Origin of the sequence: Nostocoides vanveenii (assembly GCF_039531165.1) — a bacterium.
In the GTDB taxonomy this organism is placed as follows: domain Bacteria; phylum Actinomycetota; class Actinomycetes; order Actinomycetales; family Dermatophilaceae; genus Nostocoides_A; species Nostocoides_A vanveenii.
Genome location: NZ_BAAAPN010000053.1, coordinates 1 through 14,264, shown reverse-complemented (window position 1 = coordinate 14,264; position 14,264 = coordinate 1). Strand labels below are relative to the sequence as shown.

Genomic DNA, 14,264 nt, shown 5'->3' with positions numbered 1-14,264 from the left:
ATCGAACCGTGCGCCCGGCTGGCGTGAGGGAGGGAACAATGGCGTCGCGCATGACACGCATCCGCGGGCTGATCTGGCTGCTGCCCGCGTTGGTGCTGCTGGGGGTGTTCGTCTATTACCCCATCGTCGAGAACGTCCGGCTGAGCTTCTACAGCTGGAATGCCTTCTCGCCCAAGCCGGTCTTCGTCGGGTTCGACAACTATGCGACTGCGGCGAGCGACCCGATCTTCTGGCGTTCGCTGCGCAACAACATCGCGTATGCCGTGGTGTCCCTGGTCTTCCAGGTCGGTTGCTCTCTGTGCCTGGCGGCGGTGTTGGAAGAGTTCGTCCACCAGCGGCTGCGGGGCATCCTGCGGGTCATCTACTTCATCCCAGCGGTGATCTCGATCACCGTCGCGGGCATCCTGTTCTCCTTCATCTACAACCCGCAGTTCGGGCTGTTGAATCGCCTGCTCGGGGCGGTTGGGCTGGAGCAGTGGCAGCACTCCTGGCTGGGCGAGCGGAGCACCGCGATCTGGAGCATCATCGGAATGAGCCAGTGGCAGTCGATCGGTTACACCGCCGTGCTCTTCGTCGTCGCCATCCAGCGGATCCCCCGCGAGTTGTATGAGGCGGCCCGTGTGGATGGTGCCGGCGCGGTCCGGCAGTTCTTCTCGGTGACCATCCCGATGGTGCGGGAGATGACCACACTGCTGATCATCCTGACCGTCGCGGGGGCTTTCCTCGTCTTCAACGAAGTGATGGTCATGACGGCCGGCGGGCCGTCCGACTCCAGTCAGGTGCTGGGAACCTGGCTCTACCGCAACGCTTTTCTGGCAGACGACATGGGCTATGCGTCGGCGATTGCGACGGTGATCTTCGTGCTGACCTTCGGCTTCGCGATCCTGCAGATCATGATCGGCCGCCGGCGCCGGGTGGAGATGTGATGACGTCTTCGACAACTTCGCCCATGGCGGTCGCGCCCAATCGGGCGACCCGCGCCGACGGCTGGATCGGGCGGACCGTCGTGCAGGTCCTCATCGGCATCGGGCTGCTGGCGCTCGTGCTGGCTGTGGTCTATCCGCTGCTGTGGATGGTCTTCTCCAGCTTCAAGAACAACTCCGAGCTCTTCGCTAACCCGTGGTCGCTGCCCGGAGAAATGCGCTGGGGCAACTTCGAACGCGCCTGGAACGCGGGTGTCGTGCGCTTCTTCGTCAACAGCACGTTGGTGACGGCGGGCTCGATTGTGACGACGACGCTGATCTCGGCGTGGGCGGCCTACGGGCTGGTGCGGGTGAAGGTGCCGTTCTCGAACGCGATCACAGGCATCCTGCTCGGCGGGCTGATGGTCGCCCCGACCGTCGCGCTTGTGCCGCTTTTCGGTTTACTGCAGCGGCTCCACATCTACGACAGCCTGTGGGCGCTGCTCGTGCTCTACACCGCTTTCCGGATCCCGTTCACGACCTTCTTGATCCGGGCCTATCTGATCGATATGCCGCGCGAGATGGACGAGGCGGCCTACGTCGACGGGGCCACGCGGACGCAAATCTTCTGGAGGCTGGTGCTGCCGGTATGCCGGCCGATCCTGGTCTCGGCCGCGTTGCTGCAGGCGCTCTTTGCGTGGAACGAATTTGCCTTCGCGCTGGTGTTCATCTCTGACAGCGACCGCAAGACGCTCCCCGTTGGCTTGATGGACATGCAGTCGCGTCTGCTGACCGAATGGCCGGTGCAATTCGCCGGCCTGACCATGGCCGCTCTGCCCATGATCGTGCTCTTCCTGATCGGTCAGCGCCAGTTTCTGCGCGGTCTGACCGAGGGCATGGGGAAGTAGTCCCAGGCTTCCCGCCCGGGCCACATACCCCTTGTTCGCGGAAGAAGCCTTCCCTGGCGAACAAGGGCCTTGCCTTGTCTACCTGTCTGCCTCTGTTCCGGCCAGGTGCTCACAGACTCGCGAGTCGGCGAAGCAGGTGGCGCCGCTCAGGCCCGTCCGGGCACGTGGCGACCGCCTGCCCGTATGCCGTTCGTGCCCCCTCGCGGTCACCGTCGCGTCGAAGCAGTTCGGCTCGCACGACGGCGATTCGATGGTGGCCCGGCAGTTGGTCGGCGGCGGCTTGCAGGACGGCTAGGCCGGCCATCGGGCCGGCGATTTCGGCCACCGCGACGGCCCGGTTGAGCCGGACGATCGGCGATCCGGTCAGGTCCTCCAGGCGGGCATACGTCCGCGCGATGGCCGCCCAGTCCGTCGCGCCGCTCGTGGGCGCGGTGTCGTGGAAGGCAGCGACCAACGCCTGGAGTCGGAGTTCTTCGGCATATCCGGTGCCCGGGGTGAGCCTGGTCAATGTCGCCAGTCCTACGGCGATCTCGCCTGCGTGCCACGTCGATCTGTCTTGGTCGGCCAGCCGCACCAAATCACCATCGGGGCCGGCGCGGGCGTCCCGGCGAGCGTGCTGCAGCACGAGCAGCGCAGTCAGCGCGTCCAGCACCGGCTGCCCCGGTAGCAGGTGAGCGGCGAGCGCAGCCAAGCGCACCGCCTCGCCGGCGACGGCCACCCGCACGACCTGCTCGCCCTCCCGCGGGGCATAGCCCGCGGTGAAGGCCAGATAGATCGCGCGCGCCACGTCATCTACCCGCTCGGGCCATACCTGCGGATCGGGCATCGTGAAGCCGACTCCGATCGCCCGCAGACGCCCCTTGGCCCGGGTCAGCCGCGCCGCCATGGTTGCCGTCGGCACGAGGAAAAGCGCGGCGATGTCCGCTGTCGGCACACCGAGCACGAAGCGCAGGGCCAACGCCGGACGGACTTCCGGCGCCAGGGCCGGGTGGGTCGCCATGAAGAGCAGGGGGAGCCGGTCGTCGACATCGACTCCGGGAAGCCGGCCGGCCGCCGGGCTGGTCGGCTGCCCAGCGACACCGCGCAGCAGGTCCGCCCGGGGGAACCCGTCGTCGTCAGCCAACACGGCCTCCGCCACGGCGAGTAGCGGCGCCTTCGCCCGCGCCGTCGACTCGTGCCGCAGCGCATCCAGCACCCGGCGCGACGCGACATGAGCCAGCCAACCGGGTGGGTTCGCCGGCACGCCGTCGGCCGGCCAGGACGCGCTCGCCGAGGCGACGGCGTCGGCCAGCGCGTCCTCGGCCAGGTCTGGTCGACCGTGCCGCCGGATCAGTCCGCCGAGAAGGCGCCCCCAGTCCGCGCGGTAGACGTCCGCGAGGACGAGGTGAGCGTCCTGCTCGGCGGGGGACACGGCATACGTCCTCGGGCGGCGCCCGTCAGGCCATGTCCAGGACCGGGGAGATCTGCATGTCGTAGCGCGGCAGCGCCTGCAGCAACTCCACGAGCGTGTCGAGATCGGGGGACTCCACGAGATAGAAGCCGCCCAGGCCCTCGAGCGCCTCGGCATAGGGGCCCTCGGTGAGGGTCACCGACCCGGCCCGCGTGCGCATGACCGTCGCGTCCTCGGGTCCACCGAGCGCTTCGCCGCCGAGGATCGCGACGCCCTCCCGCGCCGTGCACGCCGCGCCGAACTCGCCGAACTTCTGCATCAGCGCCGCCTGCTCGTCCGCGCTCAGGCTGCTCCACGGCGCTTCCTCGCCGTCACCGACCAGCAACACCAAATACTTCATGACTTGCTCCTTCGGGTCGTCGACGGCGGGCGCCGTCACCATGATGTCGCGCGACGCTCCCGCAATTCGACAGGCCCGTGACCGCCTTTGCGCCCGTATGCCGGCCGCTCGCCCTGCGTGCAGTGCCCGCGCCGCACCGGTCGGCACTCCCGGGTCAGCGGCGAGCGTCAGTCCTCCCAGCGGAACAAGCGCGCCGCGATCAGCCCGAACACCAGCGCAAAGCCCAGCAGGGCCGCCATCGGCACCAACGCCGCGCCCGGCCCGTCGCCGCGGACCATGGTGTCCAGCAGACCCTGGTTCAACTGGCCGAGCGGCAGGAACTTCGAGACCGTCTGCAGCCACCCTGGCGCCTGGTCGAGCGGGATGAACGACCCCGACAGGAAGGCCATCGGCATGATGATGACGTTCGCGATGCCCGACGCCGCCTCGGCCGTCTTGGAGATCGCCCCGGCGATCAGGCCGATCGCCATGAAGGCCAGCGTCGCGCAGAGCAGCAGCGGCACGGCCATCCACCACGACCCGGTCAGCCTCAGGTCGAACAGCCCGACACCGACCGCCAGGAAGACCCCCATCTGGACGAAGGCCACCGCAATCGAGACGAGCAGCCGGGAGGCCACCAGCGCCTCGGTCCGCACGGGCGCGAGCCGGATGCGTCGCAACAGCTTGTTGGTTCGCCAGTTGACAAAGGGCATCGCCGCGTTGAAGACCGCGCCCATTGCCACGGCCCAGCCCAGCAGCCCGGGCGCGATGAACTGGATCGGCTTGAGCGATTCGTCCTCGACCGCGGTCGCGTTCAGGGTGAAGGCTGGTGGCTTGCCCGAGGCCGCGACATTGGCCCCGTCGACGAAAGCGCCCAGGGTGCCGCGTACGGTGGCCGCCTTGACCTGATCGGCCTGGCTGTAGTGGAGGATGACCTCATTGCCGCGCTGCTCGACGGCTGCGTCGACATCCCCCTTGCGCACCTCTTCCAACGCCTTCGCCGAGTCAGTGGTCTTGGTGACCTCGAAAAGGTTGTCGAACTGGTTCCTTGCCTCGGCGGGCAACTGATCGATCACCGCCACCGAGCCGATCTCGGTCAGCGTCGACTTGCTCACCCCCGCGTCGCGGAAGAGGAAGCCGAAGAGCACGAGGAACATCAGCGGGAAGGCCATCAGCCAGAACCAGTTCTGCTTGTCCCGCCAAAAGCCCTTCCACTGGGCCCGGGCGAGCGCGACGAAGCCATTCATGCGCGGTACTCCCGTCCGGTCAAGGTGAGGAAGACGTCCTCCAGCGTGGCGCTGGTCACCTGAAGTCCTTGCAGCGCATCACGTTCCGCGAGCGCAGTGAGCACCGGCGATGGATCGTGCGTGGTGAGGGCGAGAGTTCCGTTGTCGATGGTCGTGCTCTCGACGCCCGGCAGCTGCCGGGCGTCCGCCTCCGCGACCGCCCCCTCGCTGAGCAAGATCCGGTATGCCGCGCCCAGCCCGGTGATCAGATTGCGCGGTGTGTCGGTGGTCAGGATCGTGCCATGGTCGATGATCGCGATCTGGTCGCAGAGGATCTCGGCTTCGTCCATATAGTGCGTCGTCAGCACGACGGTGCGCCCCTCGGCGTTGATCGCGCGCAGGACGTCCCACAGATTGCGCCGGGCCTGCGGGTCGAGCGCCGCGGTCGGCTCGTCGAGGAAGACGATCTCGGGGTCGTGAATGAGCGAGCAGGCGATCGACAGGCGCTGCTTCTGCCCGCCGGAGAGGTCCTCGGTGCGCACCTTGCGCTTCTCCTGGAGCCCGACCAACTCGATCATGGTGTCGATGCGGGAGCGCGGCATCCCATAGAGCTCGGCGAAGCAACGCAGCTGCTCATCGACCGTCAGACGTTCGAAGAAGGCCGACGCCTGAAGCTGCACCCCGATGCGGGGAAGCAGGGCGCGGTTGCGCGGCCATACGGGCTCGCCGAAGATGCGCGCCTCGCCCTCGTCTGGCTCGCGGATGCCCTCGATCATCTCGAGGGTTGTTGTCTTGCCTGCCCCGTTGGGGCCGAGCAGGCCGAAGAAAGTCCCTTGCGGCACAGTGATATCGACGTGGTCGACGGCGGTGAGGTCCCCATACCTCTTGACCAGCCCCCGCGTCTCGATGACGTTGGTCATAGCCAAAGCCAAGCACGTGACCGGCGAAACCGCATCCCAAGATCGGCGAACGGTCAGCCCTGCGTGGCGACCGCTGAGGAGGCGGCCGTGTTGGCGAGAAGTTCGTTTGTGTTCAGCCGCCCGAGCTGGCGATAGGCCTCGAAGTCGTACTCACCGTAGTACTGATTCACCGTGCTTGTGAGCGGGAACTCGGGGTTGCGTCGCGCATAGCCGTCCAGTTCGGCATCGGTCACCGTGGACAGGACGTTCTTGACGAAATAGATGCGGCACACGACCGCCTCCGGCGCACTTTCGTATGCCGCGTTGAGCACCACCCATCCGCGGCTCGCCCGTGCGTCGCCCACCCCCGGGCGCAGCCGGTCGAGGGTCTGTCCGATGGCCGGGGTGATCAGCAGCCCGAGATCCATTCTCGCCGTGGTGATGGCGTCACTGAGCGCATCGAGTGAGCCCGCCGGATCTGCGGACGCATCAAGCGCGAAGAGCACCGCTGGCCGGTCGCGCAGCGCCTCGACGATGCCCGTGTTGTCGAAGTGGCCGCCGTCGCTGACATAGATGCGTGAGTCGGTGACCGATTGCTGGCCCAGGGCCTCTTTGAAGACGCGATAGGGCCCGGGCTTGTTATAGAGCCGCTTCCACAGCGTGTATCCCGCGGCCGGCGCGGGGCTGGGCGCTGCGAGGTCGCGGTCCGCGCTGACGGCGAGTGCGTAGTAGGGGTTCGGCAACCACACTCCCAAGCGGGCATTTCCGAGCGTCATCAGAATCCGGTAGGGCCGGACGATCGCCTGCTGGCGCCCGACGATGGGTGAGAACGCCGCACCGCTCGCGGCCATCGCGACCGCCAGCGTGGTGTCCGCACCGAGCGGATCCGCGACGAGCCCGTATGCCGTGGGGCTCACCCCCAGCGGCCTGCTCGCCTCGTCGAGGCCCCGAGTCCCGTTGTCTCGCAAGGGGAGACGGCTGTCGGTGATGCCGATATAGGCGCGCCCGGCGGCCGCATCCGAGGCGGTCTCGAATCGGAAGGTCGTGCAGCCGCGCTCCTCCGGGATGTAGTCGTGGTCGTTGAAGTTTGCCGCGCACAGAATGCTCAGCTGCGGGCGTGCCGCCTCGTGCCGAGGGCGCTGCGGCCCGCGGGGCATATCGGCTGTGGCCTCCGTCAGGGGGTCCAGCGGGGCAACGAGAGCCGCGCCGAGCCGGGTGACCGGTCCGGCCGGATCAGCCACGCGCGCGGTCGGGCCGGTGCGCTTGACCAAAAAGGTCGACTCCAGGCGCTCGCGATAGAAGGGGTGCAGCGAGCTGGTCGTCGCATCGTTGAGGACCCGGACGCACGCGAGGAAGGCGAGTGGCACGGCATACGTCCAGGGGCGATCGAGGCGGGCGGGGTCCATCGTCAAGGCGCGCCCCATGTTCATTCCGATGATGCCGATGAGGGCCATGACGCCGATGAGCGCGGCCCACGGCAGGACGACACGCGTGACCAGGGTCGAAAGCCTGCCGGCCTTCGTGTCGGAATCGCCGTTGCCGCGCACCGACTTCCCCAAGGTCAGCAGCGCAGTGACTATTGCGGCCAGACCGGTCCAGCGGTTCGCCCACCCACCCGTTCGATCCCCGGAGTCGGAGCAGAAGGCGGGCAGCGGGCCCTTCGGCGGATTCTCGTCGGGGCCAGGGCACCGATAGTCCAGGAGCGCTTGAGCGTTCATTGTGACCGCGACATCGGGCCCGGTGTGGCGGCCGGCGCCGGGCGCGGCAACTGTCGGCCACAGGGCCGCGTTGTCCGTGCCGCTCGTGCCGCACGCGCCGAAGTCGAAGGGGATGTCGGTAGCGCTCGTTGCGTTTGCGGTGCGCCGCCAGGCGATTCGCGCTTCGCGAACGAAGCTCTCGCGCAACGCCCTTCGACACACTGGCGCATCAACCAAGCCGGCGGCCCGGATGCCGCTGGCGATCAGCGCAGTGGGCTGACTGCTCACTGCGGCATTGTGGCTGAGGACGACGAACTGCGGGATCGCGATCAACGCGGCGCCGACGGCGGCGGCTAGGGCCAGGGGTACATAAGCCGGTGTCAAGGTGGGCACCCGATCACGCCGGTACTTCAGACGCACGATAGCGATGACGAACCAGGCGAAAGCACTCAACGCCAGGCCGACGATGAGCGTGCGCAGCGGCGTGCTGACGGTGAACTGCGCAGTCACCCGATCGAGGCGGGCCACGCCCTGGTGCGGCATCCGGTCGAGGAACCACACGCCATACACCGTGGCGAGCCACATCGTCATCACGAGCATGCCGACATTGGCCACGATGCCGTTGGCCATGGCGAGCAGTGCGCGACCCCACGCCGCGGCGCTCGGGACGAGGAACGCGGAGCGGCGGCGCAACCAGTCCATCTCCGGTGAGTCGGACGCAAAGAGCTCCGGTTCACCCTGTGCGACAACGCAGTTGCGCCGCGCGAGATGCATGGCGGTCGCGGTGTAGCCACCGCCGGACACCCCGTAGACGCGATCGGCCTTGGCATAGATCCCAGCGTCCATCAGGCGTTGTAGTCCGCCGAGACAAAAGGCTGCGGAGCGGATGCCACCGCCGGAACAGGCAATCGCGACGCCGGCGTGCGTCCGAGCCGTCAGTTCCGCTGGCACCAGTCCGCTCGTGCGGCCTGAGGGTGCTCGCCGCCCGTCGAGCGCGACTGGGATGGCCCGGCTCAAGGTCACCGCACCGGCACTGACGGCAATGGTCGAAGCGACCAGCAGCACCAGCCAGCCGCGGGGCTGCGGCGGAAGCCGTCGTGGCAGAGGGAAGCCGACCCACTGCTCGACCAGCCACGGAAGCAGCATCGCGGCCAGGATCCCGGCGCCGATCGCTGCCGCTGCTGCCTTCCCGTATGTCGCCCACCCCCCACCCGCGCCATCCTGACCGAGTGGCCGAAGCCGGTCGGGCAGCCGACGGACGTGGTCGAGGGTCATGCCGGCGTGGAAGAACGCCCATGCCGCGGGCAAGGCGGCGATCCACCAGTCTCCCGCGCGAGGATGACCCACCATCAATACGGGCAGCGCCAGCCCGGCCGCGGGGACCGAGCGAGCAGCGCTGCGGCGTAGTTGGTGGACGAGCACGGCCCGAGCCAGTTGACCCGGCTCGCTGAGCGTTCCGCGCAGCGCCATGGCGCGTCCTCCTTGCCGCTCCTCCGCCCGATCGGGCGAGCTATCAGTGAGGAGCACGTCGGGGCCCCCGCTGATACATCCCCCCGCCCCGCCCCCCGTCGAGTGGCCGGTTCAGGGTCGTCGAGTGGCCGGTTCAGGGTCGTCGAGTGGCCAACGGTGCCCGCCCAGAGTCCCGCGCGCGCGAGGCGAAGGCCGAGCGGGCAGTATGCGGCATGATGCAGCGCACGCTCTCGGCAGACCCCGGCCGCCCACGCCACCCTGAGCCGGGCGCTAGGGTCCGGGGGTATGAATATCGTCTTCGTCGAGCCGAGCTTCCCCAACAACCAGCGGCGCTTTGTGCACGCGCTTGCGTCGGTCGGGGCGAATGTCATCGGGATCGGCGAGTCCGACGACTGGGCGCTCGGGGACGAGCTGCGCGATGCGATGACCGGCTATTACAAGGTCGGCAATGTCACCAACGTCCACGAGATGACGGAAGCCGTGCGCTACATCCAGTCCCAGGTCTACGTCGACAAGCTCGAAGCCACAGTCGAGGCGCACACGATGGCGGCGGCGCAGGTGCGCGAGGCCACCGGCATACCGGGCACGTCGGTGCACGCGACGTGGCTGTGCCGCGACAAGCCGTCGATGAAGGAGGCACTGCGCAAGGTCGGCATCCCGACGGCGCAGTCGACAGCGGCAGACTCGGCGGACGAGATCTGGGACTTCGCCGCCAAGGTCGGTTACCCGCTGATCCTCAAGCCACGAGCCGGCGCCGGCGCCCAAGACACCATCAAGGTCTCGAACGACACCGAACTCGCGCACGCCATGACCGTTTTCGGTGCGCACGGAGCGACGTCGATCGCGGTGGAGGAGTTTAACGAGGGGCACGAAGGTTTTTACGACACCATCTGTGTCAACAACGCGATCGTGCACGACTGGACGACGCACTACTTCCCCAATGTGCTCGAGGCGATGCGCACTCGGTGGATCAGCCCGCAGTTCATCACGACCAACCGGCAGGCCGACTCGTCCTTCTACGGCGAGGTGGCCGAGCTCGGGCGTCAGGTGATCGAGGCCTTCGACATCGGCACGTCAGCGACGCACATGGAGTGGTTCTACGGGCCAAAAGGCTTGCGCTTCAGTGAGATCGGCGCGCGTCCGCCGGGAGTGGGTTGCTGGGATCTCTACTCCGCAGCCAACAATGTCGACGTCTATCGCGAGTGGGCGCACATCCAGACGTATGGCGTGCGGGAGCAGCCGATGAACCGTCACTACTCCGCGGGGATCATCGCGCTCCGGCCGGATCACGACGGGGTCATCAAGGGTTACAGCGGGATCGAGGAGATCCAGGACCGCTATGGCGACTGGATCATCGACGGCCACTTCCCGCCCGTCGGGCATCTGACCCAGGGCGTCGAGGCCGGCTATATGGCCAACGCCTATGTGCGCCTGCGCCACCCCGACTACGACGTCTTGCGCGGGATGCTGGACGACGTCGGCCGCACCATCCACGTTTACGCCGGCTGAGGCGCGACCCGCTGACGTGCGCACGATACTCCTTGGGCCACAACGGTTTACGGTCAAGGCCACGACGGCTCTGCGGTCCTTAGAGACCGAAGGTCCGGTCGCCGTCATCAACGCCGGGTGGGAAGAACGCGAGGACGATACTGCCGAGTTGGACGCGGCGCTCGACGGCCGCGCCCGCAATCTGCGCCTCTTTCACCGACTCGGCGATGTGCTGCTCAAGGACGCGACCTTCGCGGCGGCCGCATCGCGGTTTCGTGTCCGCCACGACGAGCTGACCGGCCTCTATCGCACCCGCCTCGATCACGTGAAGGAGGAGGTCTATGCCGTCTCGGCACTCGTCCCGATCCATCCGGCCGGAGTGCATCATTCGGCGGCGTATCGCGGCCTGCTCGATGCGGTCGAGAACGTCCGGCGCACCGACGATTGGTATCTGCGGGAGCTGGGGTTGCTGTATGCCGCGCTGGCCGAGGAGGGTCGCACCGAGGCAACTGGGGTGATCGGCTGGCATCGCGGTGAGATCCAGGCTGCGTTAATCGGTTGTGCCGCAATGGTTTTGCCAGGCGGAAACATTCGCTCGCTGATGAGTGCCATCCGGCTCTTCCAGGTGGATATTCCCGCGGAGATGCCGGTCGTGGCCTGGTCGGCGGGAGCCATGGCGCTGACTGACCGGATTGTGCTTTTCCACGACTTCGGGTCGACGGCGGCGCGCGAGACCGAGTTGTTCGACTTCGGCCTGGGCCGGATCAAGGGGGTCGTCGTCTTTCCGCACGCGCGTCGCCGCTTGCGGATGGACGACCCGAACCGGCTCTCGATCCTCGCCCAGCGCTTCCACGACGCGGAATGCGTAGTGCTCGACGACGGGACATTGCTCGATGTGCGCGACGGGGTGCGTCCCGCGAGCGCGCGCATCATCGGGACGGATGGAATCGTGCATACGGGTGATGCGCTGTGAGGCGGAAGCTGCAGATCAACCGTTTGCGCGAAGACCCTTCTCTGGGGCCGGAACTCGTCTCGTCCTTTGTGGGCAAGCACGGTTCGCCGATTATCGAGGGCGCGCATGCGACCTTCCTGTTCCGGGGGGAAGCCGACGAGGTCTTTGTCCGGCACCGCGTGGTCGGGCTGCCCGATCCGCTGCCGATGAAGCGGATCGCCGGGACGGATCTGTGGGCGGCCACAAGCGATTTGCCGCCCGGGTCCCGGGTCGAGTATCAGTTGGAGACGCGTCGCGGCGATCACTATGAGCGCTTCAACGACCCGCTGAATCCGCGGCTGGCGCACTCGCCGATGGGGTCGAGTTCGGTGTGCGCGGGCGAGGGGTATGAGGTGCCGTGGTGGGCGCAGCATCAGCCCGACTCGCGGCCCGGTGAGCTGACCGAGGAGCGCATGCGCAGCCGCGCGTTGCGCCGGGAACAGCACTTCTGGGTTTATCGGCCCGCGCGTTTCAACCCGGTGCTCAGCTACCCGCTGATGGTGGTGCACGACGGTGGCGACTATCTGCAGTTCGCGGCGATGAAGACGGTGCTGGACAACCTCATCCATCATCTCGACGTGGCACCCATGGTCGTGGCCTTTGTGCCGCCCCACGACCGGCTAAGGGAATATCCCAACTATGCGCCGCACGCGCGATTCATTGCGCGAGAACTTGTTCCGACGCTGACCGAGTGGCTTCCGCTGCTCGACGCGCCAGCGGGGCGGTGTCTGATGGGGTCGAGCTTTGGCGGGATCGCGTCCCTGTCGACGGCCGTGCGCTATCCAGGGATCTTCGGGTCGTTGCTGATTCAGTCGGCGTCGCTGGTCTTCACCGACATCGGCCAGGATCACGGCGGTGGGCCGGCCTTCGACCCCGTGGTGAAGTTCGTCAACAAGTACCGCGCCCGGCCGACGGCGCCGGTGCGGCGGATGTATATGTCCTGCGGGATCTATGAGCCGCTGATCACCCCGAACCGCTCAATGGTCTCGGTCTTCCGCGAGGCCGGCATGACAGTGCGCTACGAGGAGGATCGCGACGGCCACAACTGGGACAACTGGCGCGACCGGATGCAGTCGGCCCTGTCCTGGCTCTATCCCGGACCGCAGAAGTATGTCTATGAGTGAGAGCGTCGTGGCGGAAGACATTGGGAGAGAGTCGGTCTCGGATCGCTTGCGGGCTGCAGTCCGAGCCTGTATGCCGCGTGCCCGCGCCGATCTGGCCGCGCTTGTCGCGTGCCGTTCGGTCTTCGACGCGGCCATCGAGCCGCCTGAGGAATGTGCAGCCACCGTGACGCTGGTCGCTCAGTTGTTGCGCGAGGTGGGCCTGAACGTCGAGGAACGCGAAACACCAGACAGCTCCGTCGCGGTCTTCGGGCGGGCCGCGGTCAGGGTGGGCCTGAACGTCGAGGAACGCGAAACACCAGACAGCTCCGTCGCGGTCCTCGGGCGGGCCGCGGTCAGGCCTCGCCGTGACGAGGCAGTCAGTCCGCCCAGTGGCATCGAGCCTCGCGAGGCCACCGGAGACGTGGTGCGCCCCCACGTGCTGCTGTATGCTCACCATGACGTGGTCCCGGTTGGTGATCCGGCGTCGTGGTCCAGCGATCCGTGGACCCTGACCGAGCGCGAAGGCCGCTGGTTTGGGCGGGGGTCGGCGGACTGCAAAGGCAATATCGTGGCGATACTGACCGCGCTTCGAGCGGCCCGAGAAGTGTTGGGCGAGTGGCCGGTTGACGTCACCGTGCTGGTCGAGGGGTCCGAAGAGCAGTCCGCCGGCGGCATGGAGCGGCTCGCCCGCGCGCACCCCGATTTGGTCGCGGCCGACGTCATCGTGATGGCGGACACCGGCAATATCGAGCTCGGCCGGCCGACGCTGACAACCTCTCTGCGCGGCACGGGCTCGGTGCGGATCACCGTGCGAACGATGGCGCACGCCGCGCATTCGGGGATGTACGGCGGGGCGGCGCCCGACGCACTTCAGGCGCTCCTGACGACCCTGGCGAGCCTCCGCTCCCCGTCCGGCGAGACGACGATCGACGGGCTCGACGCGACGGGCTCCTGGGGTGGTGCGGCGTACGACCCGGAGCGTTTCCGCAAGGACGCCGCGCTCCTGGACGGCGTGGATCCCTTGGGGGTCAACGGGATTGGCGCCCCGCCTGAAGCCGGCGAGATCGGCGACCCACACGGCGGGGGCGCGATCAGCTACCCCCGAGGAGCTGGCGCGATCGGCGACCTACTTTGGGCCCGTCCGGCTGCGACAGTGCTCGCGATCGACGCACCGTCGACGGCTCGGGTCACCGCGGCCGTCCAAGGCGAGGCGGCGGCCATCGTCAACCTGCGCGTGCCGGCAACGATGGATCCTGCTGTGGCACAACGACTTCTGATGGACCACTTGCGTGCGCGCACGGCGTACGGCCTGGTGGAGGTCACACCGCTCACGCTGGGGCGTGGCTTCGAAGCGCGGACGGATGGGACGGCCTACGGGCTGATGCGCGAGGCCATGCGCGCAGCCTTCGGCGTGGACGCGGTGACCGCCGGCCAGGGCGGGTCGATCCCGCTCACGGTGGCCCTGCAGGAGTTGCACCCGGACGCGGAAATCTTGCTGCTCGGAGTCGAAGAGCCGGCCAGCCGCATCCACGCGAGTGACGAAAGCGTCGACCCCGGCGAGCTCGAGCGCACCGCCCTGACCCTCGCCCTCTTCCTCCAGGCCCTCGGCGCCGCCCCGCTAGCCCCTAGCTGCACCCCGCCCCCCATCGCGCACGTCGAGTGGCCGGTTCAGCCCCGTCGAGTGGCCGGTTCAGCCCCGTCGAGTGGCTTAGAGGTTGCACGGATAGGTGCGGATGTTGCGTTTGGGGTGCGTGTTGCTGAAGGGGTGCAGGCACGGACGCGAGTAGGAGAGGAGGTGTCAAAGCCAATCG

The 14,264-nt window shown here is 67.8% G+C and carries 11 protein-coding genes; 6 read left to right on the top strand and 5 right to left on the bottom strand.

The annotated features are described in order from the left end of the window. The first annotated feature begins 50 nt into the window (after positions 1-50). On the top strand, positions 51-926 hold the full coding sequence (locus tag ABD209_RS11730) for a carbohydrate ABC transporter permease (protein ID WP_324387259.1): 876 nt from the start codon (positions 51-53) through the stop codon (positions 924-926). A 23-nt stretch (positions 927-949) separates the two neighbouring features. Next, entirely contained in the window at positions 950-1,810 is an 861-nt protein-coding gene (locus ABD209_RS11725; RefSeq protein ID WP_344066443.1) for a carbohydrate ABC transporter permease, read from the top strand. A 109-nt stretch (positions 1,811-1,919) separates the two neighbouring features. Here the strand turns inward: ABD209_RS11725 and ABD209_RS11720 are convergent, their stop codons facing one another. The 5 genes from ABD209_RS11720 to ABD209_RS11700 form a co-directional block, all read right to left on the bottom strand. Further along, positions 1,920-3,221: an RNA polymerase sigma factor gene (locus tag ABD209_RS11720; protein WP_344066440.1), complete on the bottom strand. Its 1,302-nt coding sequence runs from the start codon at positions 3,219-3,221 to the stop codon at positions 1,920-1,922. Between the two features lie 25 nt (positions 3,222-3,246). Beyond that, positions 3,247-3,600 carry a YciI family protein gene (locus tag ABD209_RS11715; RefSeq protein ID WP_324387885.1) on the bottom strand — a complete coding sequence of 118 codons (354 nt, stop codon included), beginning with the start codon at positions 3,598-3,600 and terminating at the stop codon, positions 3,247-3,249. 167 nt (positions 3,601-3,767) lie between these two features. Next, on the bottom strand, positions 3,768-4,826 hold the full coding sequence (locus tag ABD209_RS11710; protein WP_344066436.1) for an ABC transporter permease: 1,059 nt from the start codon (positions 4,824-4,826) through the stop codon (positions 3,768-3,770). Continuing rightward, positions 4,823-5,725 (bottom strand): ABC transporter ATP-binding protein, encoded by a 903-nt coding sequence (locus ABD209_RS11705; protein WP_344066433.1) that lies wholly within the window; start codon positions 5,723-5,725, stop codon positions 4,823-4,825. Before ABD209_RS11705 ends, ABD209_RS11710 begins: the two co-directional genes overlap by 4 nt. Positions 5,726-5,778: 53 nt before the next feature. Further along, entirely contained in the window at positions 5,779-8,871 is a 3,093-nt protein-coding gene (locus ABD209_RS11700) for a patatin-like phospholipase domain-containing protein (RefSeq protein WP_344066430.1), read from the bottom strand. Between the two features lie 285 nt (positions 8,872-9,156). Between ABD209_RS11700 and ABD209_RS11695 the strand changes: the two genes are divergently transcribed. The 4 genes from ABD209_RS11695 to ABD209_RS11680 all read left to right on the top strand — a co-directional run. After that, positions 9,157-10,380, top strand: coding sequence for an ATP-grasp domain-containing protein (locus ABD209_RS11695; protein ID WP_344066427.1), 1,224 nt, complete (start codon positions 9,157-9,159; stop codon positions 10,378-10,380). A gap of 16 nt (positions 10,381-10,396) precedes the next feature. Next, on the top strand, positions 10,397-11,332 hold the full coding sequence (locus tag ABD209_RS11690) for a type 1 glutamine amidotransferase family protein (protein WP_344066424.1): 936 nt from the start codon (positions 10,397-10,399) through the stop codon (positions 11,330-11,332). 23 nt (positions 11,333-11,355) lie between these two features. After that, entirely contained in the window at positions 11,356-12,474 is a 1,119-nt protein-coding gene (locus ABD209_RS11685) for an alpha/beta hydrolase-fold protein (RefSeq protein WP_344066421.1), read from the top strand. 70 nt (positions 12,475-12,544) lie between these two features. Beyond that, positions 12,545-14,264 (top strand): M20/M25/M40 family metallo-hydrolase (locus ABD209_RS11680; RefSeq protein ID WP_344066418.1); only part of this gene is annotated, 1,720 nt, incomplete at its 3' end.

Bases quoted from the DNA above. Each gene is read 5' to 3' on its own strand.
- ABD209_RS11710 (WP_344066436.1), bottom strand. From the start codon at position 4,826: ATGAATGGCTTCGTCGCGCTCGCCCGGGCCCAGTGGAAGGGCTTTTGG.
- ABD209_RS11730 (WP_324387259.1), top strand. From the start codon at position 51: ATGACACGCATCCGCGGGCTGATCTGGCTGCTGCCCGCGTTGGTGCTG.
- ABD209_RS11705 (WP_344066433.1), bottom strand. From the start codon at position 5,725: ATGACCAACGTCATCGAGACGCGGGGGCTGGTCAAGAGGTATGGGGAC.
- ABD209_RS11695 (WP_344066427.1), top strand. From the start codon at position 9,157: ATGAATATCGTCTTCGTCGAGCCGAGCTTCCCCAACAACCAGCGGCGC.
- ABD209_RS11715 (WP_324387885.1), bottom strand. From the start codon at position 3,600: ATGAAGTATTTGGTGTTGCTGGTCGGTGACGGCGAGGAAGCGCCGTGG.
- ABD209_RS11700 (WP_344066430.1), bottom strand. From the start codon at position 8,871: ATGGCGCTGCGCGGAACGCTCAGCGAGCCGGGTCAACTGGCTCGGGCC.
- ABD209_RS11725 (WP_344066443.1), top strand. From the start codon at position 950: ATGGCGGTCGCGCCCAATCGGGCGACCCGCGCCGACGGCTGGATCGGG.